The 21,498-nt window shown below is 39.3% G+C and carries 20 protein-coding genes; 14 read left to right on the forward strand and 6 right to left on the reverse strand.

The genetic code is table 11. From position 1 onward, the window contains the following. The first annotated feature begins 86 nt into the window (after positions 1-86). From FBQ94_RS08685 to FBQ94_RS08705, 5 genes are all read left to right on the forward strand, one after another. The gene (locus FBQ94_RS08685; protein WP_040543157.1) at positions 87-923 is read left to right on the forward strand and encodes an HNH endonuclease signature motif containing protein; all 837 of its coding nucleotides are present in this window, start codon (positions 87-89) and stop codon (positions 921-923) included. Positions 924-1,065: 142 nt separating this feature from the next. Further along, positions 1,066-2,331: an AmpG family muropeptide MFS transporter gene (locus FBQ94_RS08690; RefSeq protein ID WP_007220195.1), complete on the forward strand. Its 1,266-nt coding sequence runs from the start codon at positions 1,066-1,068 to the stop codon at positions 2,329-2,331. Between the two features lie 213 nt (positions 2,332-2,544). Beyond that, positions 2,545-3,915, forward strand: a complete 1,371-nt coding sequence (locus tag FBQ94_RS08695) for a DUF4139 domain-containing protein (protein WP_051006122.1) — start codon at positions 2,545-2,547, stop codon at positions 3,913-3,915. A gap of 174 nt (positions 3,916-4,089) precedes the next feature. Then, positions 4,090-5,019: a magnesium transporter CorA family protein gene (locus FBQ94_RS08700; protein WP_007220197.1), complete on the forward strand. Its 930-nt coding sequence runs from the start codon at positions 4,090-4,092 to the stop codon at positions 5,017-5,019. A 58-nt stretch (positions 5,020-5,077) separates the two neighbouring features. Continuing rightward, complete coding sequence (locus FBQ94_RS08705; protein WP_007220198.1) at positions 5,078-6,328, forward strand: NAD(P)/FAD-dependent oxidoreductase; 1,251 nt, start codon at positions 5,078-5,080, stop codon at positions 6,326-6,328. A 75-nt stretch (positions 6,329-6,403) separates the two neighbouring features. Here the strand turns inward: FBQ94_RS08705 and FBQ94_RS08710 are convergent, their stop codons facing one another. The 5 genes from FBQ94_RS08710 to FBQ94_RS08730 form a co-directional block, all read right to left on the reverse strand. After that, complete coding sequence (locus tag FBQ94_RS08710; protein ID WP_007220199.1) at positions 6,404-7,183, reverse strand: undecaprenyl-diphosphate phosphatase; 780 nt, start codon at positions 7,181-7,183, stop codon at positions 6,404-6,406. A gap of 868 nt (positions 7,184-8,051) precedes the next feature. After that, entirely contained in the window at positions 8,052-9,299 is a 1,248-nt protein-coding gene (locus FBQ94_RS08715; protein ID WP_051006123.1) for a class I SAM-dependent rRNA methyltransferase, read from the reverse strand. A 2-nt stretch (positions 9,300-9,301) separates the two neighbouring features. After that, on the reverse strand, positions 9,302-10,315 hold the full coding sequence (locus tag FBQ94_RS08720) for a hemolysin family protein (RefSeq protein WP_007220202.1): 1,014 nt from the start codon (positions 10,313-10,315) through the stop codon (positions 9,302-9,304). A 15-nt stretch (positions 10,316-10,330) separates the two neighbouring features. After that, positions 10,331-10,789: a PTS sugar transporter subunit IIA gene (locus FBQ94_RS08725; protein WP_285442094.1), complete on the reverse strand. Its 459-nt coding sequence runs from the start codon at positions 10,787-10,789 to the stop codon at positions 10,331-10,333. Positions 10,790-11,302: 513 nt separating this feature from the next. Next, positions 11,303-11,848 (reverse strand): GAF domain-containing protein, encoded by a 546-nt coding sequence (locus tag FBQ94_RS08730; RefSeq protein ID WP_007220204.1) that lies wholly within the window; start codon positions 11,846-11,848, stop codon positions 11,303-11,305. Between the two features lie 581 nt (positions 11,849-12,429). On the opposite strand from FBQ94_RS08730, the gene aroF reads away from it, so the two are divergent. The 9 genes from aroF to FBQ94_RS08775 all read left to right on the forward strand — a co-directional run bounded on the left by aroF (position 12,430) and on the right by FBQ94_RS08775 (position 19,848). Next, positions 12,430-13,446, forward strand: coding sequence for a 3-deoxy-7-phosphoheptulonate synthase (gene aroF / locus FBQ94_RS08735; protein WP_007220205.1), 1,017 nt, complete (start codon positions 12,430-12,432; stop codon positions 13,444-13,446). A 3-nt stretch (positions 13,447-13,449) separates the two neighbouring features. Then, positions 13,450-13,959, forward strand: coding sequence for a pyridoxamine 5'-phosphate oxidase family protein (locus tag FBQ94_RS08740; RefSeq protein WP_007220206.1), 510 nt, complete (start codon positions 13,450-13,452; stop codon positions 13,957-13,959). Between the two features lie 44 nt (positions 13,960-14,003). Further along, positions 14,004-15,191 (forward strand): aminotransferase class I/II-fold pyridoxal phosphate-dependent enzyme, encoded by a 1,188-nt coding sequence (locus tag FBQ94_RS08745; RefSeq protein ID WP_007220207.1) that lies wholly within the window; start codon positions 14,004-14,006, stop codon positions 15,189-15,191. Positions 15,192-15,288: 97 nt separating this feature from the next. Beyond that, positions 15,289-16,266 (forward strand): tryptophan--tRNA ligase, encoded by a 978-nt coding sequence (trpS, locus tag FBQ94_RS08750; protein WP_007220208.1) that lies wholly within the window; start codon positions 15,289-15,291, stop codon positions 16,264-16,266. Then, positions 16,267-17,964, forward strand: coding sequence for an arginine--tRNA ligase (gene argS, locus FBQ94_RS08755; protein ID WP_007220209.1), 1,698 nt, complete (start codon positions 16,267-16,269; stop codon positions 17,962-17,964). A 616-nt stretch (positions 17,965-18,580) separates the two neighbouring features. Beyond that, complete coding sequence (locus FBQ94_RS08760; RefSeq protein WP_007220210.1) at positions 18,581-18,829, forward strand: AbrB/MazE/SpoVT family DNA-binding domain-containing protein; 249 nt, start codon at positions 18,581-18,583, stop codon at positions 18,827-18,829. Continuing rightward, positions 18,820-19,143, forward strand: a complete 324-nt coding sequence (locus tag FBQ94_RS08765; protein WP_007220211.1) for a type II toxin-antitoxin system PemK/MazF family toxin — start codon at positions 18,820-18,822, stop codon at positions 19,141-19,143. The genes FBQ94_RS08760 and FBQ94_RS08765 overlap by 10 nt, the downstream gene beginning before the upstream one ends. 38 nt (positions 19,144-19,181) lie before the next feature. Further along, positions 19,182-19,685 carry a DUF6036 family nucleotidyltransferase gene (locus FBQ94_RS08770; RefSeq protein WP_007220212.1) on the forward strand — a complete coding sequence of 168 codons (504 nt, stop codon included), beginning with the start codon at positions 19,182-19,184 and terminating at the stop codon, positions 19,683-19,685. Continuing rightward, a complete protein-coding gene (locus FBQ94_RS08775; RefSeq protein ID WP_007220213.1) occupies positions 19,678-19,848 on the forward strand; it encodes a hypothetical protein in 171 nt (56 codons plus the stop codon). The genes FBQ94_RS08770 and FBQ94_RS08775 overlap by 8 nt, the downstream gene beginning before the upstream one ends. A 1,224-nt stretch (positions 19,849-21,072) precedes the next feature. Here the strand turns inward: FBQ94_RS08775 and FBQ94_RS08780 are convergent. Then, positions 21,073-21,360, reverse strand: a complete 288-nt coding sequence (locus FBQ94_RS08780) for a hypothetical protein (RefSeq protein WP_007220214.1) — start codon at positions 21,358-21,360, stop codon at positions 21,073-21,075. Positions 21,361-21,498: the final 138 nt, after the last annotated feature.

Consider the following 21,498-nt stretch of genomic DNA (forward strand, 5'->3'; position numbering starts at 1 on the left):
TTAGGGGTACAAGAAATCAATGAGCAACCCGTGGTGCACCGATGGCGCAAATTTGAATTTTTAACAAACTAATTGTCGATGTTTTAATGAAACGTTATAATAGTTACTATGTAACAGTTAAAATGACGCAGGGCCGTATAAACAAGGGGTTAATAGCCATTCCAGTCTCTTTGTCGAAATGGTTTCCTGATCACAATGGTATTATTAAGGTATATTTAGATGATTCAACTGATTTAGAGATCAAGAAATACTCCTCTTATAACAGTAGCACTCGTGAATGTAGAATTTATGGAATGCGGGAATGGTTTGAGAAAAATAGAATCGAAAATGATGATGAAATAGTAATTCAAATTATAGACCAGAACAATTTTAAATATAAACTAATAAGGGAATCAAATTTTATAATTAAAACTCAGCAGATTCAGAATAAATTTGATAATTCAATTGATGAGCAAGAAGCATTACAGCATCTAGATGAAATAGTAAATTGGACAAGAACAAAAGAAGAAATTGTTAAATTAAGTGAGTTCCATAGATTAATTAGACAAACTAGTACTATAGGAGAAAGAAAAAGAACCATTAGAAGAAAAGCATCTGCTAAAGAAAGTGCCCCACCTAGCGTAAAAGTTTTACTTAATAGAATTTATTCAGGACATTGCCAGATTTGTGACTTTTGGTTTTTAAAAAAAGATAAAAACCCCTATTTTGAGACTCATCATATTAACCCCGAAAAAGATGACTATATTCAAAATTTATTAGCAGTTTGCGGAAATTGCCATAATCAATTCCGCTATTCAAACGTAAGACAAGAGTTTAAGGAAGGATGGATTTCAAAGGTGTTTTTCAACGATAGAGTATTTGAAGTAAATCAAATAGTTTTTAAACAAAAATTTGAGGAAGCAGCAAAAAAAATTTTTATTTAAATTTAGTGCCTGATTTAAAGTAGTTCTCAAATTAGACACGGACAAATAAGTTTGCTCATACTACGCTTTGATATGGAATTGTAAGCGTTAATTTAGATTGAATATTTGCTTTTTTCTTTAACATTTTTCTCATGTACATGGTATGCAGGTCTCTATCGTAAAAGCTATATTTAACTGGCGGATACTGGTTACCTTCTTTTTGGGTATAAGCTCTGGCATCCCTCTTTTAGTTACCGGTTCTACACTTCAGGCGTGGATGACGGATGAGAAGGTAGACCTTGCGGTAATCGGGATGTTTTCTTTAGTGGGGCTTCCTTACACAGTAAAGTTCCTTTGGTCCCCTTTTTTGGATCGATACGTACCGCCATTCTTTAGTCGCAGACGTGGATGGATGCTGATTTTTCAAGTACTTCTTATGCTGGCTATTGGGGCGTTTTATCTTGTGAGACCTGCTGAGTCTCCGTGGATTATAGCCTTTCTGGCGGTACTTGTATCATTTTTTAGTGCGAGCCAGGATGTTGTTGTTGATGCTTATCGACGAGAGCTTTTAAAGGATGAAGAGCTAGGGCTAGGGTCTTCTCTGGCTGTTAATGGGTATCGGACAGGCATGCTCATTTCTGGTGCGTTTGCGCTCTTTCTGGCTGACCGTATTTCCTGGAATTACGTTTATGTACTGCTAGCCGCCTCACTGCTCATAGGTATTATTACTACCTGTTTCAGTCCAAACCCTGAAGGGCAGATCATACCACCTCAATCTCTTCGTGATGCCGTTATAGAACCTTTTATCGATTATTTTAAGAGAAAAGGGGCTTTTGAAATTCTGGCGTTTATCCTCCTCTATAAGATTGGCGATATTATGGCAGCCAATATGACAATCCCTTTTATTTTGAAGATTGGGTTTACCAAAACGGATCTGGCTGTTATTGCACAAACCTTTGGTATATTTGCTACCATTGCGGGAAGTCTTATTGGTGGCATTCTCATGATAAGAATTGGACTTCATAATGCCCTCTGGATTTTTGGAATTCTTCAAGCTATTTCCACCTTATCGTTTTCTACACTCGCATCTATCGGGGCATATTACTCTATCCTGGTGTCAACGATAACCTTTGAGAATCTAACGAGCGGTATGGGAGTTTCTGCTTATACGGCTTTTATGGCAAGCCTGTGCAATAAGAGGTTTACCGCCACACAATATGCCCTTTTGAGCAGCCTTATGGGTGTTCCCCGGGTAATTGTTTCATCCCCTACCGGGTATTTGGCCGAATATCTTGGGTGGAATTATTTTTTTATCTTTTGCACTCTGGCCGCTATTCCTGGCCTGATATTCCTCTTTCGTTACCGGACATGGCAAGAAAAATCTTATCCTTTGAAATCAGAGATTTCACAGGTTACACAGATACCATAAGGAAATTTTTTGCTCTGATTCTTAGCGGTATACTATGAGGTGTAAAATGGCAATAAGGGCGAGGCATTTGCACACGATAGGTGGATTACTTATTTCATAATCAGCAGATACTTTGCCCTTGCAAATAGCTTAAATTATCTATGCAATCTGTGAAATCTGTGGTTCCCGTATTTGTCTTTTTATGGATACTGTATTAACCTGGAGGTTTGTAAAATGAAGAACTCTGTTTTTTTTATCAGTCTTTCCTGTCTGTTTCTTTTTCCTGTTTTAACTCGTGATTCCAGAGCACAGGAGAAGCACATCTCTATTACTGTTTACCAGAATAATCTTGGCTTGGTTCATGATGTCCGCAAGATAGATTTAAAAGCTGGGGATCAGCAAATTCGTTTTACCGATGTTCCGTCTTCAATTGATCCTACCTCAGTTCATTTTAAATCACTGAGTGCACCGGATCAGGTAGCTGCTCTTGAACAAAACTACGAGTATGATCTGGTGAGTGCAGAAAAAATATTGCAGAAGTATATCGATCAGGTTATTCAATTATTTACGAAAGAGGGTAAAGTCTTTGAGGGAAAGTTGCTCAGTACCGGTGGAAATGTTGTGCTGGAGAAGAAGGACGGAGGGATTCAATCTATTGCCATGGCGAATGTTCTGAATGTAGACTTCCCTGAATTACCAGCAGGTTTGATTACCAGACCGACCCTTGTCTGGTATCTTTCGAATGAAAAAGCCGGCACACATACGATAGAAACGAGCTACCTGACGGGAGGAATTGGTTGGCATGCAGAATATGTTGCGTTGGTAAATAAAGATGAAACAACATTAGATTTGTCTGCCTGGGTTTCCATCCAAAATCAATCAGGCACAGATTACGAAGGCGCTAAGCTTAAACTGGTAGCAGGTGATGTTCATCGGATAACCCCGCCTCCACCGGTATATACTGCTTATGAAGAACTGGCAATGGAAAAAGTCGCTTCGGCTCCCCAATTTAAGGAAAAGGCCTTCTTTGAGTATCATCTTTATACACTTCAGCGTGATGCCACAATTAAAAATAATCAAATAAAACAGCTCTCGCTTTTTCCAACGGCAACAACATCCGTAAAAAAGATCTATGAGTATGATGGATCTAAAAACGAGAAGAAGATTAATGTAAAATTGGAATTTATAAACGCAGAAGAAAATGGTTTGGGATTGCCCATTCCTGCCGGAAAGGTACGGGTTTATAAATCCGATGAAGACCAGTCGCAAATCTTTCTCGGTGAAGACCAGGTAGATCATACACCGAAGAATGAAAAAATACGGCTGTATGTAGGAGATGCATTTGATATCGTTGGTGAACGAAAACAGATCAATTATAAACAATTAGGTGACCGCGCACGGGAAGAGACATGGCAAATCAAGTTACGTAATCATAAAAAAGAAGATGTCGAGATTCTCGTAATAGAACATGTCTGGGGAGATTTTGAAATTCGTGAATCCTCACATCCGTATCATAAAAAAGATGCAAATACCCTTGAATTCCTCATTCCGGTAAAAAAAGATACAGAGACAATAGTGAAATATACGATATTGTACCGTTGGTAATTTATAATGGTTGTAAAATGAGTAAAAATGTATTAAATAGAACCTAAGGCTAATACAATAGGGTATTTTTTGCTATGAAACATATATGGCAATTCCAAAAAGCAGGAATCGTTTTCATATTTGATAGTACGTAATTATCTTATTTAACAACAACCGTCGTCTGTTTTTGAAAATATGATTACCATCTTCAAAAGTACGGATCAAGGGTTAAAAACTATTCATACCCTGAGCGATGGAATCTGGATTAACGTTACAGATCCCAGTTCGGAAGAAATTGCACAGGTAGAAAAATGGGGTATTCTTCCTGAGTTCGTAACTCATTCTCTGGATATTGATGAACGTGCCCGGACAGAGAGAAATAACAGTCTTATCCTGATCGTGCTCCGTCTTCCCTATAAACAGGACAAGATAGCAGATATTCCATACATCACTGTGCCGCTTGGGATTGTTCTGGCTGATAAATTTATCGTAACGATCAGCCGAAAAGAGACCGTCATTATTAAGGAATTTGCTGCCGGCCGTATACATGACCTGTCTACTGATAAAAAGAATCGGTTTGTCCTGCAGTTGTTTTTCCACACGGCAAATCAATACCTGAATTATCTGCGTGATATTGATGCCGCTGTTAGTATACTGAAAGATAAGCTCTACCGGTCGGTGCAAAATAAAGAGGTTCTGGACTTACTCAAGTATCAAAAGAGCCTGATCTATTTTACTTCTGACTTAAAATCAAATGAATTAATGTTTGAACGGTTGCAAAAAGGTCAGTTGTTTCAGGCTTACCCGGAGGATGCAGAACTCCTGGATGATGTCCTTATTGAGATTCGCCAGGCAATGGAAATGACGAGCATCTCAGAGAATATCCTGAGTCAGATGATGGATGCATTTGCATCCATTATCTCTAATAATCTCAATGTAATCCTGAAGTTCCTGGCTTCGATAACGATTGTAATTAGCCTTCCCACTTTGGTTGCCGGTTTTTATGGCATGAATGTGCGTCTTCCGGGGCAGAATTACTCCTTTACATTTTCATCGATATTGCTTGTCTCTCTTGTGATATCTTTGATAGTAGTAATTATTTTCAAAAAGAAAGACTGGTTGTGAATGAAAGCATGAGATGGATGAATATCTTATGTATTATTGATATTCCAGGAGACAAGAGATGAAGCGAGTGGTAATCGTCGGAGTTGGTTTCGCCGGACTTAGAGCAGCCCGGACCTTAGCAAATAAGGGCTTCGACGTTTTGCTGCTTGACCGGAATAATTATCATCTCTTTCAGCCGTTGCTGTACCAGGTAGCAACAGCAGAACTGGAACAGGAATCGATTGTCTATCCCATCAGGGAGATTATACGGCGCTGGAGGGGAGTACACTTCCGGCTTGCTGAGGTATGGGGTATTGATCTTGAACGTCATCAGGTGTTAACAGCCAACGGTGTAATTGCATATGACTACCTTATACTTGCCACAGGCAGTGTAACGAATTTCTTTGGTATGGATACTATGAAACGTTACGGATATGATCTTAAATATCTCAACGATGCAGTCGTACTGCGGAATCAAATCCTGAGCTCTTTTGAATACGCAGCACAAAAGCCAAATGCATCCGAGCGTTTAGCATTGCTTACCTTTGTAGTTGTTGGCGGGGGACCGACTGGCGTTGAATTCACCGGCGCACTGGCAGAATTAGTTCATCATGTCTTATCGAAGGATTATCCGGAGTTGCAGGTAAAGGATATCAGGATTATTCTTATAGAGGCAGGCGACAGTCTCTTATCGAATTTCCCCAAAAAGCTGCAGGACTATGCGCTTTTCAAACTTCATCGGATGGGTATCGAGGTGCGGCTTAAGACGGCTGTCAGCGGAGCCGAATCTCATCAGGTATTGTTGAAAGACGGGACATCAATTCCTTCCCGCACACTCTTTTGGGCAGCAGGTGTTCGCGCCTCATCGCTGGCTGATGCATTACCAGTGATGAAGGTCCGTGGCGGCCGCATTATCGTCAAACAGGACCTCACGATTGAAGGCTATCCCAATGTCTTTGTTATTGGTGACATGGCTTACCTGGAGCAAGATAGACAACCGTTACCTATGATAGCGCCTGTGGCAATGCAACAGGGAGAATACGCAGGCAGGGCAATTCTTCAGGGCGAGCGTGGACGTCCGATAGGTCCATTTTACTATCGTGACAGAGGTTCAATGGCAACAATTGGCCGTGGAGCTGCAGTTGCCCATACAATGGGCTTTAGCTTTTCAGGCTTTAGTGCATGGGTTATCTGGCTGGCACTGCATTTGTTCTTTTTAATCGGTTTCCGTAACCGAATTGTGGTGTTGCTCAATTGGGGCTACGAATACTTCCTGTTAAAACGGCAAATTCGTATCATTACACAAGAGAAGAAGGAGATAAAACGGTAGAGACCGTGAATACAAGGGCACAAAAATGGCTTAAAGCTTCCGGTAACTCAAGGCTTTTTTCCCTGAAGGCTCATTTTACATCTGTATCTTTAATAAAACTGCAACAATAGCCAATACCACACCAACGATAATACGATAATATCCAAACCATTTAAAGCCGTGCTGTTTCAGGAAGCCAACAAAGGCTTTAATAGCTAACATAGCTACAATAAATGCCACAATATTTCCAAACAGAAGAATCTTTATATCATGATGCTGAATGGTTGCATAAGAATCTATTAATTTCTTGGCGCTGGCGCCAAGCATAGTCGGAACGGCAAGAAAAAATGAGAACTCTGCTGCCGTTCTCCGGTTGAGTCCGGTACTCATCCCACCTATAATAGTGGCCGCTGACCGCGATACACCCGGAATCATAGCGATACACTGAAAGCATCCTATTTTGAAACCCTGAGACCAGGATATTTCCTGTTCTTTAGCCTCGTTGGCATGCCTAAACCATTTGTCCACAAAGATGAGAACAATTCCTCCGAGAAAAAGGGTAGTAATTACTACCCATATATTCATCAATAAGCTATCAATATAATCACCGAGTAAAACACCTATAACCGCAGCCGGCAGAAATGCAAAGGCTAATTTCAGGTAGAACCGGAAGGAGGTAAAAAACTTTTGCCAGTAAAGCGCTACCACAGATAAAATAGCGCCGAATTGGATAACAACCTCAAAATTCTTTACAAGGGTATTTTCGTTGATTCCCATAATCGTAGAAGCAATGATCATATGACCGGTAGACGAAATAGGTAAAAACTCAGTAATACCTTCGATGATAGCGAGAATCAAAGCTTCTAAATAAGTCATAGGTTAGCTACTATTATCCATGAAATGAAAAGAGGATAGATATATCTTTTAAACCCGTTAGATTATAAAAGAACATATTTTTAATGCAATAGAAAACTTTTGTAGATTTCGGAATAACTTTTCGTATGTAGTAACTGACATTCACGAGTATCGAGAGATGGTGATTGGTTTTTGAAGAGGTTATATGCATCCCTCCAGGAAATACCTTATGGGGAGTGACTCTTTTACAATACTTGCTACCAAGAGACGGGATCATCTGAGGTAAGCGGTTTTTGAAGTGGCAGGACAATGTTATTAAGCATCTTTATTAAGGGAATGGTAAAAATGCTAAGGGGTTGTCTGCAAAGCTCATATCCATGCCTGAAATTTATTCCTTTGGTAGCAGGGTAAATCCTATCTCAGTATGTCTTGAACAGGAATTAGTTATCCACGCAGAGTATCATTCCCACGTGTTTTTCCTGCTATTCCCTGGTGATTTCTATTATTCCCCTGTTTCCCATTTGTCATTCCCGAATGTCTTTATCAGGAATCCAGCATAGGGAAGAAACGGGAAAGGCACTGGATTTCCGATAAACTTGTCCTCGTGAAACTTGTCTTCATGGAAATGAGGAACGGGGAAGCATTCGGAAATGACAGGAGGAATCATCGTTGTGTGAGTAATAGTAAATATATTCAGGGAATAGTCTTGTTAATCCTCATCGGTCAACATGTTTGTAGTTACACAAAATATTATTGAATAATAGAGGCTAACCTTGCGTTCGCTCTGATTACGGAAAAACATACAGGTAAAAAATAACTCTTCTGCTCAGCTTAAAAGAAAACCTCTCGAATGCCAGGCAATATGGTAGAGACGGAAGATTTTACGTCTCTACGCATGGATTGTGTTCTGACGCACGCTGGCGTGTTTGGTTTCACCATGGAATTCTATACCTTTTTTTATATAGGGAAATACTCTCGCAAAAACGGCTTTGAGATATCTCCCTTCGGGAAAAATGGTAGAAAAGGGATGGTCGGATGATGCACCGGCAACCTTGAAAATCTGGAGTACAACTCCTGCTTCTGCGGCTGAACGGGTCAGGATGGAAAGAAAATCCTTCTCAGAGACAAGCCCTGAGCAGGAACACGTCAGTAGAATGCCGCCCGGCCTAATGACCTGCATACCAAGCCGGTTAATATCCCCATAGGTACGATGCGCCCGCTTCATTTCATCCTTATGGCCAGCAAGTTTGGCAGGGTCGAGGATTAAAACATCAGTCTGCTCTCCTTTTGCATGCATCGTGCGAAGATAATCAAATACATTCACGTGTTGAAAGGTTACCTTTACAGTGTTCAGGCGTGCATTCTCTAGTGCCATTTCCAATGCCTTTTCATCCAGGTCTATCCCGGTAGCTGATTTTGCACCCATCAACATTGCAGAGATAGCAAATCCTCCCGTATAGCAAAAGCAATCAAGCACCTCTTTACCGGAGCAGTATTGTGATAGTGTTAAGCGGTTTTCACGCTGATCAAGAAAAAATCCTGTTTTGTGCCCTGTCTCGAGATTTACTCTCATCTGTAACAGATTTTCTTTAATTTCTACAGAATCCGGACCTGGATAATCCTTTGCTACTGGTAAAAAATCTATTCCTTCTTTTGCTGCGGTTCGTTCATCGGGGCGTACTGCAACCCGGGCGCCTGGATAAAGAGACTGTAAAGATGATACGATCCATTCTGTTATGCCAACATACCCGGCGGAGTATGGTTCTATAACAAACACATCAGCAAACTTATCGATAATCAATCCGGATAGACCATCGGATTCTCCATGTATCAGCCGATAAGAATTCGAGATCTTCTGGATTCCGAGAACTTCTTCACGCAGTGTCTTGGCTTGCTGAAGTTTTCTTAAGAAGAACTCCTTATTGAGCGGTTCAGATGCGTCTTCAGTCAATAGGCGAATGCCAATATTGCTTTTATAATTATAGATACCCCTGCCGATAAATACCCCCTCTTTGGATACTACTTCTACCAACATTCCTGGTTTTAAACGTTTTTGGGGATGGCGGATCATTCTGTCGAATATCCAGGGATGAAGGGAGTTTCTTTTTGCTTTTAGTGAAATAACGGGTAGTGTCATATTTACAATGTTTTTTCTCTCATTTCTCCAAAAATAACCTTTAAAATATCCTTTATCTGGATTAATCCGGAAATAATTCCCTCGGTATTTTTAACCAGGGCAAAATGTAATTCCTTTCTCTGAAAATCGGTAAGTATTTTACTAATCTTCTCATCCTCGGAGACAAAATAAGGTTCCATCATGAGATCTTCAAGGATGAATAATGGATTATTGAGTAGTATGTTGATAACCGTTTTTGCGTGGATTATTCCAATGGTGTTATCAATACAATGCTTATATATGGGGTACCTTGTATAACCTTCTTCTGTAACAATCCTCACAATATGTTCAGGAGATGTATCAGCATTTATGGCAACAATCTTATGCCTGGGCACCATAATTTCTTTTACAAGCTTGTCATTAAATTCAAATACCTTATGTAACAACGCGTGTTCTCCATCAGCCAATACACCAGTCTCTCCACTTTCATTAATAATGTGTTTTACCTCATCACGGCTGAAAATTATTTTCTTATATTTGATATTTACACCAAAGAGATTAAAACAAAGGCAGGCAACATAGGTAATCAGCATGACAATAGGTGATAGAATCCATCGTATCCATTCATATGGTTTGACAATCCATAATGAAAGCTGGTCGGGAAACTGGGTTGCAAGCATTTTCGGAAAGGTTTCGCCGAAGAGCAGCAAAATAAGGGCAACAATAATGGGAGCCATAAATACACCCCACTCGTGTAAATAATATATTGCAACCGTTGTTCCTATCGTTGATACTACGGTATTAACAATGTTATTTCCTGTAAGGATGGTACTGAGGAGCTTATCTGGTTCGTTAATAATTTTGTAAACAGAGACGGCTCTTTTGTTATTTTGTTTCATGAGGAAATCCAGTCGTATCTTATTAAGAGAAAAAAGCGCTGTCTCAGATAATGAAAAAAAGGCGGAGACGAAGAGAAGCAGAAAAAAGAGTATCAGCATAAAAATAATTGTTGTGGTTGAAAAGTGTATTGAATCCATAAAAACAACTTTCTTTTATTCCTTCTCTTTTTCTCTGATAAGGTTTATGATTTCTTCTGGCGATGTGGATTGAATGATCTTTTGTTTGAAAGACTCATCAATGAAGAGACGGGCTATTCGGCTTAAAAGTCCGAGGTAGGTATTATTTGTTCGCTCCCTGGTGGCGATTAAAAAAATCAAATGTACTGGTTTTCCATCAAGGGAATTGAATTCGACCCCTGATTCTGAAACTCCTAAGCATGCAATAATATCAGTAACCCCGGAGGTCTGGGCATGCGGGATTCCAATGCCACCTCCGATTCCTGTACTTTTAATCTTCTCGCGTTCAAGTACCTTCTTTAAGAGATTTTCAACATCTTTTACCTTCTCTGAAGTTTTTACTGCATGTACCATCTTTTCTAAAACATCATATTTGTCCTTCCCATGTATATTGATAAGTATACGGTTTTCCGTTAATACATCTGAGAGTTTCACATTCACCCCTTTCACGGTGTAAGCTTCACCTCATCCTGGTTTATTACTGCCAATAGTCTTCTCATTATCATCGGGAAGGATGAAATATCCGAAGCAATCTAGAGAGATATCCCTGTTCACTTTTCATGAAGGCAACGTTGTTATAAGACGATTAATTTTATCTTACAAATAAAGAATTTGAGATATAAACGTATAAACTCTCATCTCAGGAAAGTAAAAATTACGGGTAGGTTAGCTGTCTCACTTACAGGCAAAGATCATCTTTTGCATATATTTTTCTAAAAATGATGGAGCCAAATCTGAAATCTCTCATCATAATTTATATTGTAATTTAGGATTAATAAAAATCAATCCTTTTAAATTTTACATATATTCTTATAAAAACTGTGAAATACATACTATTGTTGAGTGCAGAAAAGAACAACAAGTTATAATCGGGTAAGATGGAAAAAGCTATAAGGTGATCTTGCAAGGATGTACCTTACATTATGTATGAGGAGTGATAAAAAATACTTATGGCGCTAAATTGTCAATTGTATCGGGAGAATTTTTCTGTTCAGATTTGGAATGTTCTATTAACTGAAGAGAGTTGGCTAAAATGGCATTTTCAACACTTGCTGCAATATAGCTAGCTAATATGGTTAAAAAGAGATTTTCATATTTATTATGTTCAAAGATATCAAACTTCTCAGGCACGGTACTAAATACAGCGCATAAGCCAATAAGCTTCCTGTTTTGAATAAAGGGTGTATTCATAAAAGAGGCATATCGTACATCTAAAACGGGATGGGCAAGGATATTCTTTAGCCTTGTGGATGACGGAAGCTTTGTATCCCTGACCTTAGAGATAGGAATTCCCAGAGAACAAACCGGCGTGAGGTTTTTCTTCGTATCATGTAACATAAGTACAGATGCGTCTGCCTCTGTAAATACCTTAAAATGCTTAGTTGCTGCCCGTAAAACCGCCTTGTAATCCAAGTCCCTGGAAGATAATAAAAAGGCATCCGATAGGGTCTTAAGGCGCTGATATAACTTTTTTTCATATGAAATCGATGACATTATATACCGAGCCGAATATAATAACCGCAAATTAATACTTATCCATACAACACTTACATATTTCTCTATTTTGAATACCTAATTTCTATACTATTATTACAGTTAAAATATTACCAGTTCTCTAAAAAATTAAGTAATTAAATTATACGATTTAATTATAAAAATAACAGCGTTTTTTAAAACAAATAGTCTTACCTGCTACTTTTCTTCATCCACTCTACCTTTTCACCCCTTTTCAGCGTAAGACTAATAAATATAATACATTAAAATTACACTTGACAATAAATATCCTGTTAGGTAAACTTTAACACTTAAATTTCATAACAAACAGAGTATTACTCCGGAAACTAATGCTTGTTAGGGTTATTAATTACCTTGCAAAGGGTATATCGAGAAATGGTTTTTATGCTTATGAAATCTCCTGTAAAGTCTTATTTTATTTTCTGTTATTTTCGATATTATCATAAAAGAGGGCGATCTTAGGATTCGATATTAAAATAATGGAAGTTAAACATATTGCCCTAAAACAGCTAGTTTTAGGGCTTTTTTTTGCCCACAAAATTTGGTGGAGGTGTAGCTAAATGATTATTGTAATGAAGGCTGAATCTACAAAAAAGGATATCGATCACGTTCTCGATAGTGTAGAAAAGGCCGGCTTAAAAGGAGTCCTCTTGCAAGGAACAAATCGGAATGTAATTGCGATTATTGGGGATGAACGGGTTGTACCGAAAGATTTTTGGGATGTTTTGCCAGGTGTGGAAAAATCCGTTCCGATTCTTGCACCCTATAAATTAGCCAGTAAAGAGGGGAAAGATTTTAAAACGATCATCCATTTTAACAATGGTAAAAAAATAGGGGGCGATCACATTGCCGTTATTGCAGGACCGTGCGCTATAGAAAGTAAAGAGCAAATTATTGAAATTGCCAAAAGGGTAAGAGATGCAGGCGCAACTGCATTACGGGGAGGCGCATTTAAGCCACGAAGTAATCCCTATACCTTCCAGGGCCTCAAGGAAGAAGGTCTCGTACATCTGGCCCGTGCCCGCGAAGTATCGGGTCTGCCCATCGTTACCGAGGTGCTTACTCCTGAGCATGTAAAATTAGTGAGTAAATACAGTGATATATTACAAATCGGAACCCGCAATATGCAAAACTTTCTGCTTTTGCGGGCAGTAGGTGAATCGGGGAAGCCGGTAATTTTAAAGCGAGGAATGTCTGCTACGATTGAAGAATTTCTTTTAGCAGCAGAGTATATCCTGGCACAGAATAATCCGAATGTAATTCTCTGTGAGCGGGGGATCCGAACATTTGAGACGCACACCAGATTTACCTTATCGTTAAGCATTGTTCCACAACTTAAGGAAATGACGCATCTCCCTATCATTGTAGACCCAAGTCATGGAACAGGAAAGAGAAGTCTTATTAATCCAATGTCAAAAGGTTCTATCGCTGTGGGTGCTGATGGTTTATTAATCGAAACTCATCCTGAACCTGAAAAGTCGTTCGTGGATGGTCCGCAAACAATCACCCTCGAATCCTTTGATGAGCTGATGCAGGAGTTGAAACCTGTGGCAGAAGCCGTTGGAAGAAAAATATAATCAGTGAGAAGAAAAGATAAAGAAATAACGGATAGGATTGAGATCGAAGAGGTTCTTTCAACTGCTTCTGTGGGAAGATTAGGGACATGCGCCAACGGGATTCCCTATATTACACCAATGAATTTCACCTATGACAAAGAGACCTCAAAGATTTTTCTCCATTGCGCAAACGAAGGAAGAAAATTAGATAACATACGGGTTAATCAGAACGTTTGTTTTGAAGTAGAAGAGGTTAAAAATGTAATTATAAAGCAGCCTACCTGCGGTTCTTCTGTTGCTTATAGATCTGTCGTTCTGTTTGGCAGTATAAAAATACTTACCGATATACATGCTAAGAATAATGCCCTTCAGAAGCTTGCCGACAAGTATGCACCACAAAATCCCAAAGCTCCTTTTACTGATGCAATGCTGAGTAGGACGAATGTGCTTGAGATAGAAATTAAAGAAATGACCGGGAAAAGAAGTCCTGTTAAACCAATAGTACCTGCGACTACAGATCCGTCAAAAAAATAGAATAGCAAATCAACACAAAAATTAGAAGAAAGGATGATGTATTTATGGAGATTACGGCATCAAAGAGGTTGCAGTCCATTGGTGCGTATGCCTTCGCAGAAGTTGATAAAGAAGTTGAAAAGTTAAAAACGATGGGGATAACTCCCATTGATTTTGGAGTTGGCGACCCTACGGTACCAACGCCTGAGATTGTACGTAAGGCGGCACAAAAAGGAATAACACTACGTAAATCATCCGGTTATCCTAGCTATATTGGCACACTTGAATTCCGGCAAGCTATCGCCCAGTGGATTCAAAAAAGATTTGGTATACAAATGGATCCGGTCACAGAAATCTCATCAACTATTGGTTCAAAAGAAGCTGTATTTAATTTTCCTGAAGGAATTGTCAACCCGGGCGACTATGTGATTATACCCTCTCCTGGCTATCCACCCTATACGCGGGGTACTTTATTTGCCGAAGGCATTCCCTATTATGTACCGCTTCTTGCTGAAAATAAATTTCTCATAGACTTGAAATCCATTCCGGAAGAAGTCTGCAGGAAGGCCAGGATTCTCTGGATTAACTATCCGAACAGTCCCAGTGGGGCTGTAGCGCCTTTGCCGTATTTAAGAGAAGTTGTAGAATTTGGTAAAAAATATAACATCATTATTGCCTCGGATGAGGCCTATAGCGAGATTTATTTTCAAGAGGCTCCTCATAGTATCCTGGAGGTTACCAGGGAAGGCGTTATCGTATTTAATTCCTTCTCTAAGAGGAGCGCCATGACTTGCTATCGGGTTGGATGGGTTGCCGGTGATAAGCGGATTATCGATATATTTAAAAAGGTAAAAACTAATATTGATTCGGGTACGGCCACATTTATTCAGGATGGAGCTATTGCCGCCCTCAGTGATGAGACCCACGTGGAAAAGATGAGAGCGGAATATAAAATCAAAAGGGATTTACTGGTTGATGCATTTCACTCTATCAATTTCCCAAATTGTACCCCGGAGGCTACCATTTATTTGTGGCAAAAGGTACCTCAAGACATGAGTTCTGTGGACTTTGCCAGAAAACTGCTTTCGCCTGATATTGCAATTGTAACAACTCCGGGCGCATGGATTAGTGATAAGACAGAAAGCGGGCAAAACCCTGGTGAAGGGTATGTACGTTTTGCCCTGGTACCAAGTATTAAAAATACCAGGGAAGCAGCACGGCGAATCAAAAAGTTATTACCAAAGGTTTTATAAATAAAATACTCACCGCAGAGAACGCAAAGATCGCAGGGATAAAAAATATTTTCTTATTTCTCTGCGCCCTCTGCGGTGAAAATAACAGGATAGTCTTATGAAAAAGCGTTTATTTAGTGGAATTCAGCCCAGCGGTGATGTGCATATCGGCAACTACTTAGGGGCCATTAAAAATTGGGTACGATTGATTGATCAGTATGAATGTATTTTTTGCATCGTAGATTATCATGCAGTTACTATTGAATACAATCCGAAAGATATGCAAAAGAGAATCCTGAATGCAGCAGCGGTCAATATTGCATCTGGCTTAGACCCTAATCGTTGCATCGTTTTCGTTCAATCATACGTGCCAGAGCATACCGAGCTTGCATGGATATTAAACACGATAACTCCTATGGGCCATTTAGAGCGTATGACCCAATTTAAAGACAAATCAAAACAGAACGCCGAAAACATTAATGCAGGGTTGTTTACCTATCCTATCTTACAAGCTGCCGATATCTTAATTTATAAAAGTGAGGCTGTTCCGGTAGGTGAAGATCAGGTTCAGCATATTGAGCTTGCACGGGAAATCGTGAGAAAATTCAATACACGGTATGGAGAAACGTTTCCGGAACCGAAAGAAATCCTTTCTGAAGCCTCACGGATTATGGGCCTTGATGGAAAAGCCAAGATGAGTAAGAGTCTTGGGAATTACATATCGCTGGTAGAAACGCCTGAATCAATAGGAAAAAAACTCTCGACGGCTGTAACTGATGAGAACAGAAAAAGGCGCACTGACGCTGGTAATCCTGATGTTTGTAATCTCTTTACCCTGCATAAGCATTTTTCCAAAAACGAACAGATTGAAACTATCAATGCAGTGTGCCGTACTGCTGAGATTGGCTGTGTTGAGTGTAAAAAGATTTTGTCAAATAATATCATCGAGACGCTAACTCCTATCCGTCTGAAATATGAGCATTTGGTCAATGACCAGGATTACCTGTTAAATATCTTACACACCGGCGCTAAAAGATGTAAGGAAATAGTAAGAGATACGATGAGTGAAGTAAAAAAGAAGATGGGTCTGATTTAAATGGATTATTTTGTAAAAAGTATCGCATCTTTATTAAAAGAGAAAACAAACCTCCGGGAAGATGAGATAGAAAAGCTTATCGAGATACCACCCGTCCAAAAGATGGGTGATTATGCATTCCCCTGTTATACCCTCTCAAAGGTACTCAAAAAGCCACCAAATAGTATTGCTGAAGAACTATCCAAAACCTTACATGCCATCAGTCCAGTTGCAGAAATAAGGGCTATAGGTCCTTATGTAAATTTCTTTGTAGATAAGACAATATTCTCAAAAATGCTATTAAAAAAGGTGCATGAAGAACAGGATCTTTATGGCAGTGCAAAGGTAGGGAGCGGAAAAACTATTGTTATCGATTATTCTTCTCCGAATATTGCCAAACACCTTGCTGTTCACCATCTCCGTTCTGCACTAATCGGGAATGCGATTTACCATATCTATAAAACCCTTGGATATAACTGTGTCGGGATTAATCATCTCGGCGATTGGGGGACACAATTTGGACAATTGATTGTTGCATATAAAAAGTGGGGAGATGAGAGTGCACGGAAGGTATATACCGTTACGGACTTGAACAATCTTTATGTAAGATTTCACCAGGAGGCGGCGAAGAATGCCGCATTGGAGGATGAGGCAAGGGAATGGTTCAAGAAACTTGAAGCAGGGGATTCTGAGGCAAAAGAGTTGTGGCAGCATTTCAAGGATATTAGCCTGAAAGAGTTTCAAAAGATTTATGATATGCTTGAAATACATTTCGATGCCTTTATTGGTGAAAGTTTTTACAATACGATGGTTGAGGATACGGTAAAGAGGATTAAAAAAAAAGGCTTAACAAAGATTAGTGAAGAGGCATTGATTGTTGATTTGGAACCTTACAACATGCCTCCATGTCTCTTACGCAAGAAAGACGATGCGACCCTCTATGCCACCCGTGATATTGCTGCCGCTGAATACCGGATGAAGACCTACACCTTTGATAACATGGTCTATGTGGTTGGTTCAGAACAAAAGCTGCACTTTAAGCAGGTCTACAAAGTCCTGGAACTGATGGGATACGACTGGGCAAACCGTTGTGTGCACGTGGATTTTGGCCTTATGAAGTTTAAAGACGGCAAGATGTCCACCCGGAAGGGGAAGGTCATCTTATTGGAAGACCTGTTAATTGAGGCAATTGAGCGTGTTAGAAAGATCATAGAAGAAAAAAATCCTTCATTAGAAAATAAAGATGCTGTGGCAAAAGAGGTTGGTATTGGCGCTGTTATCTTTACTGACTTATCGACCAGGCGGACAAAAGACGTCGTTTTTGAATGGGAATCGGTCTTAAACTTCGAGGGAGAAACCGGTCCTTATGTCCAGTATACCCATGCCCGACTCTGCAGTATCCTGAGAAAATATGGTAAGCCTGTAACAGCAGATATAAACTACGAATTATTAAAGGAAGACGAAGCCTTTGCCCTCGTCAAAAACTTATCACAATTCCCTACTACAATCCTGAAGGCTGCAGAATTTTACGAGCCGTCGTTAATCTCCAATTATCTTATCGATGTGTGCGCCAGCCTGAACAGATTTTATAATACCCACCGCGTTTTGTCTGATGATGAGGAATTAACCAGGGCCAGGATACTACTGGTCGATTCCACCAGACAGGTCATAAAAAACGGCCTTAGTATTCTTGGTATACACTCTCCTGATCGGATGTAATTGCTATTCATTCTTCTGCTATTTTTATTTTGTTTGTCTCAAAGAAAAAAGGTATCGATGTGTCTACAATAGTAAATGAATGGATAAAAAAAGATATATCTATAGTAGAAATAATAACAAAATAATACATAGCGAATTACCTCACAGGATGCGGCATAACAACTTCGATGCTTGTGATTTCAGGCATTGTTTTGTATAAAAACACAGAACTATACCCAAGAGAATAAAGCGGATTGTTTTTGTAATAGTCTCTCCGATTTCCATATTATCCTTGATGCCAAGGGTTTATTAAATAGTAGTTCAACAAGTTATTCTACCAACTCTTCGACTAGTTCATCCGATAGACCTCTGGAAAGGAAATCACCTCACTTGCCAAATTATTTTAAAAACAATGTCAATAATTAAATATGGTGTCCCCTGAATTAAGAATAATCAAAGAAGACAAACCAGCATCGATGAGCTATCGGTACTTATGAACGCCATTGCAAAGCCAGGGGCATCTGAACATGCGGCAAACGAGATAGTAAAGCTATTAAACTGATGTTTACAAACCAATTCCAGGATTGCTTTTTACATGTAATTACATTATAATTACATAACATTATGGAGATATATTATGAGAACAAAACTAGTGTCCATAGGAAATTCAAAAGGTATCAGGATACCTACGGCAATACTTAAGCAATGCAAGATTGAAAATGAAGTGGATCTGGAAGTTGAAAAAGAAAAAATAGTCATCAGACCGGTAAAAACCATACCCAGAGAGGGATGGAATGACGCCTTCAGACTAATGCACGAGAAAAAGGATGACGCACTGTTGCTTGATGAGACCATAGACTTCATGGAAAATTGGGAATGGAAATAAAGCAGTACGATATCTATCTCATCAATCTTGATCCAACGGTCGGTTCTAAAATCCAGAAGACAAGACCTTGCCTGGTAATCTCCCCAGATGAAATGAACAGAAACATTCAGACAATCATTATTGCCCCCATGACAACAAAATCCCACAGCTATCCAACCAGGGTAAAAATAACCTTTGAGAAAAAAATGGGATGGGTCGTACTCGATCAGATAAGGACTATAGACAGGAGCCGGTTGGTTAAAAGATTAGGGCAAGTAACTAATGATGCCATCACAAAGATCAAATCGATAATTAAAGAGATGTTAGTTGATTGATACTATACTCATGTTCAAAAGGAGCAAGAGGACTGAACATGTATTATTTTGAGATACTGGAAGGATTGTATAAGAGTAAGATCAGATATCTCATCGTAGGTGGATTGTCTGTTAACCTTTATGGTGTTCCTCGGGTGACTCAGGACATTGACATCATTATCGCTATGAATAAAGAAAATATTCTCAAGATAACATCTCTACTGAAGGAATTAGGTTATGTTCCGCGCCTACCTGTAAACCCCGATGACCTTGCAAATCCTGATAAAGTGAAGAACTGGATTGAAAATAAAAACCTTAAGGCATTCAGTTTTTATCATAAAAAAGACAACTATAAGGTGGTTGATATTGTGCTTATCCATCCATTGGATTTTGAAAAGTCCTTTATAAATAGAACCATAAAAAAGGCAAAGGATATAGATATTTATTTGGCATCAATAGACGATATAATAAAAATGAAAGAATTTAGCGGGAGAAATCAGGATTTAAGCGATATAGAAATGCTGAAAAAAGTAAGAGAATATATGGGAGGAAAGAATGGATAAGGGTTTTGTCTATACATTTGAAGACGAAAAAATAATTGAATATATGAAATTATCCACAGAGGATAAATTAAAATGGCTGGAAGAGATCAACGAACTCACTAACGCGGTTTTAAGTGACCGGGAAAAGGAGTTAAGGGAAAAATTGAGGGCATGTGAAATATAATTGACGAAAGAAAATAATCGTGTTTATCTGTCTACCCTTAATGACAGAGTGAAACTTTTTGATGAGAACCCATTCAACGGTATTATTTTATACAAGAGCAAAAAGCAGGAATCTTCTTGAACAATTACTAGAGTATATTGCTTAATTCTATTTTTCGTGTCTAAAGTTTTTGATTGAAATTCAGCTAGCTTACTTTTCTCTTTTATCAATAAAGGTATACATAAGCTAAGGCATATTGGTTAGATTGGGCATGTGATTTATACTTTTTGTCGTTTGTAATGTGATAATAAAGTATTTACTTCCGGGTGCTTAGAATGTACACCATTTTTAAATTGGTTTTCACAAACCAGATTATGGAATTCTTTCTTTTGCCTTTCTGGCAATGAGTTATATAAATCGCTCCAGACAGCAGCACCATTATTTTTGTGATCTTCTCGGATTTGTGCAACAAAGCCCTTATGAATCTAAATTATCTAACTGACATTCGAGAGGTTTTTATATGTCCTGTAGTTTTAATGGCTTATAAAAAGGGTGTTTTTGTTGCTCAATTAATTAATTCTTGAAATAGCAATAACTTAACAATCGAACCTCTCGAATACCAGATCTAACAAGCCACAGGGATGTTGTAAAGACATTTATGAATCATTTCCGGATTAGAATTCTGGGTGAATTCCGGGTAGCGTAGGGAACTGGCTCTATATAGTTTAGGTTGGCCTATCTGTTTCTGCCCCTTTCGTCTGGCAGTGCCTCAATAGCCTCACCATGCTTGTTTCGCCAGTCTTCCCTCATCAAACCGTGCTTGCGGTTTTCCCGCACATGGCTTTCTAATGCTCCTCACCATAAGGCATACACCTGTCTCCATACCTCTATGGTCGGCACTTTGTAAAGACCATATCGTTCAAACAACATGCTGTTTGTGTATCGCTTAAGCCCTGTCTTCCTGTCTCTGATTTTATGACGTCTGTACAGGTGTATCCGAAGCCGGAATTGAGTGTGTTCTCTTACTTGCTTGAGGACTCTGCTGCAATTGCGATAATGGAAGTATCCTGATCTTTTCCGTGGTTGTTAGCATTTCTGCAATCTTCCTTTACCTCTCCTCCTCGGTTGCATGAACAAAGCAGGGTTCCTTCTCCCTCTACAGCCCGATGTGATTTCGTTTCCTTATACAGAGCGGTTTATGCCCCTCAAACATTACTGCATAGGGTCTCTCCAGCACTGGTCTGTTTATCTTCCCCTGCATGCCGCCCCTGCTACCCCGAAAGATATTGCAGATTTCTGCTTATGGAGCATTCTTCCAAGAACATTTTCAAGCCAGGCTATAAAATTGTCAGCACCCAAAGGTCTCCCGGTTCGCTCGTGACATCGAAACTTTTTGGCCTCTTCATCCGATAAGTCTCTGGAAAGAAAATCATCCCACTTGCCAAACACTTCAAGTATCTGTGAACGGCGATTTCCTCGTTGAGTAATATGGTGTGGAACTTCCGGTACAACTACACGAGCAATTCTGGACATGCACGCATCTTAACTATTAAAAAAACAATATCAATAATTACGTATGGTGTCCCCAGAATTTGTATGGTATGAAGGGTGGATAGTCCGCCTTTTTAGACGGGGAAGGCATCTTCTTTTGTATAAAAAATATGGTTATTG

It is taken from the genome of Candidatus Jettenia sp. AMX1 (assembly GCF_030263775.1).
Taxonomy (GTDB): Bacteria; Planctomycetota; Brocadiia; order Brocadiales; family Brocadiaceae; genus Jettenia; species Jettenia caeni.

Bases quoted from the DNA above. Each gene is read 5' to 3' on its own strand.
- FBQ94_RS08685 (WP_040543157.1), top strand. From the start codon at position 87: ATGAAACGTTATAATAGTTACTATGTAACAGTTAAAATGACGCAGGGC.
- FBQ94_RS08690 (WP_007220195.1), top strand. From the start codon at position 1,066: ATGCAGGTCTCTATCGTAAAAGCTATATTTAACTGGCGGATACTGGTT.
- FBQ94_RS08695 (WP_051006122.1), top strand. From the start codon at position 2,545: ATGAAGAACTCTGTTTTTTTTATCAGTCTTTCCTGTCTGTTTCTTTTT.
- FBQ94_RS08700 (WP_007220197.1), top strand. From the start codon at position 4,090: ATGATTACCATCTTCAAAAGTACGGATCAAGGGTTAAAAACTATTCAT.
- FBQ94_RS08705 (WP_007220198.1), top strand. From the start codon at position 5,078: ATGAAGCGAGTGGTAATCGTCGGAGTTGGTTTCGCCGGACTTAGAGCA.
- FBQ94_RS08710 (WP_007220199.1), bottom strand. From the start codon at position 7,183: ATGACTTATTTAGAAGCTTTGATTCTCGCTATCATCGAAGGTATTACT.
- FBQ94_RS08715 (WP_051006123.1), bottom strand. From the start codon at position 9,299: ATGACACTACCCGTTATTTCACTAAAAGCAAAAAGAAACTCCCTTCAT.
- FBQ94_RS08720 (WP_007220202.1), bottom strand. From the start codon at position 10,315: ATGGATTCAATACACTTTTCAACCACAACAATTATTTTTATGCTGATA.
- FBQ94_RS08730 (WP_007220204.1), bottom strand. From the start codon at position 11,848: ATGTCATCGATTTCATATGAAAAAAAGTTATATCAGCGCCTTAAGACC.
- aroF (WP_007220205.1), top strand. From the start codon at position 12,430: ATGATTATTGTAATGAAGGCTGAATCTACAAAAAAGGATATCGATCAC.
- FBQ94_RS08745 (WP_007220207.1), top strand. From the start codon at position 14,004: ATGGAGATTACGGCATCAAAGAGGTTGCAGTCCATTGGTGCGTATGCC.
- trpS (WP_007220208.1), top strand. From the start codon at position 15,289: ATGAAAAAGCGTTTATTTAGTGGAATTCAGCCCAGCGGTGATGTGCAT.
- argS (WP_007220209.1), top strand. From the start codon at position 16,267: ATGGATTATTTTGTAAAAAGTATCGCATCTTTATTAAAAGAGAAAACA.
- FBQ94_RS08760 (WP_007220210.1), top strand. From the start codon at position 18,581: ATGAGAACAAAACTAGTGTCCATAGGAAATTCAAAAGGTATCAGGATA.
- FBQ94_RS08765 (WP_007220211.1), top strand. From the start codon at position 18,820: ATGGAAATAAAGCAGTACGATATCTATCTCATCAATCTTGATCCAACG.
- FBQ94_RS08770 (WP_007220212.1), top strand. From the start codon at position 19,182: ATGTATTATTTTGAGATACTGGAAGGATTGTATAAGAGTAAGATCAGA.
- FBQ94_RS08775 (WP_007220213.1), top strand. From the start codon at position 19,678: ATGGATAAGGGTTTTGTCTATACATTTGAAGACGAAAAAATAATTGAA.
- FBQ94_RS08780 (WP_007220214.1), bottom strand. From the start codon at position 21,360: ATGTCCAGAATTGCTCGTGTAGTTGTACCGGAAGTTCCACACCATATT.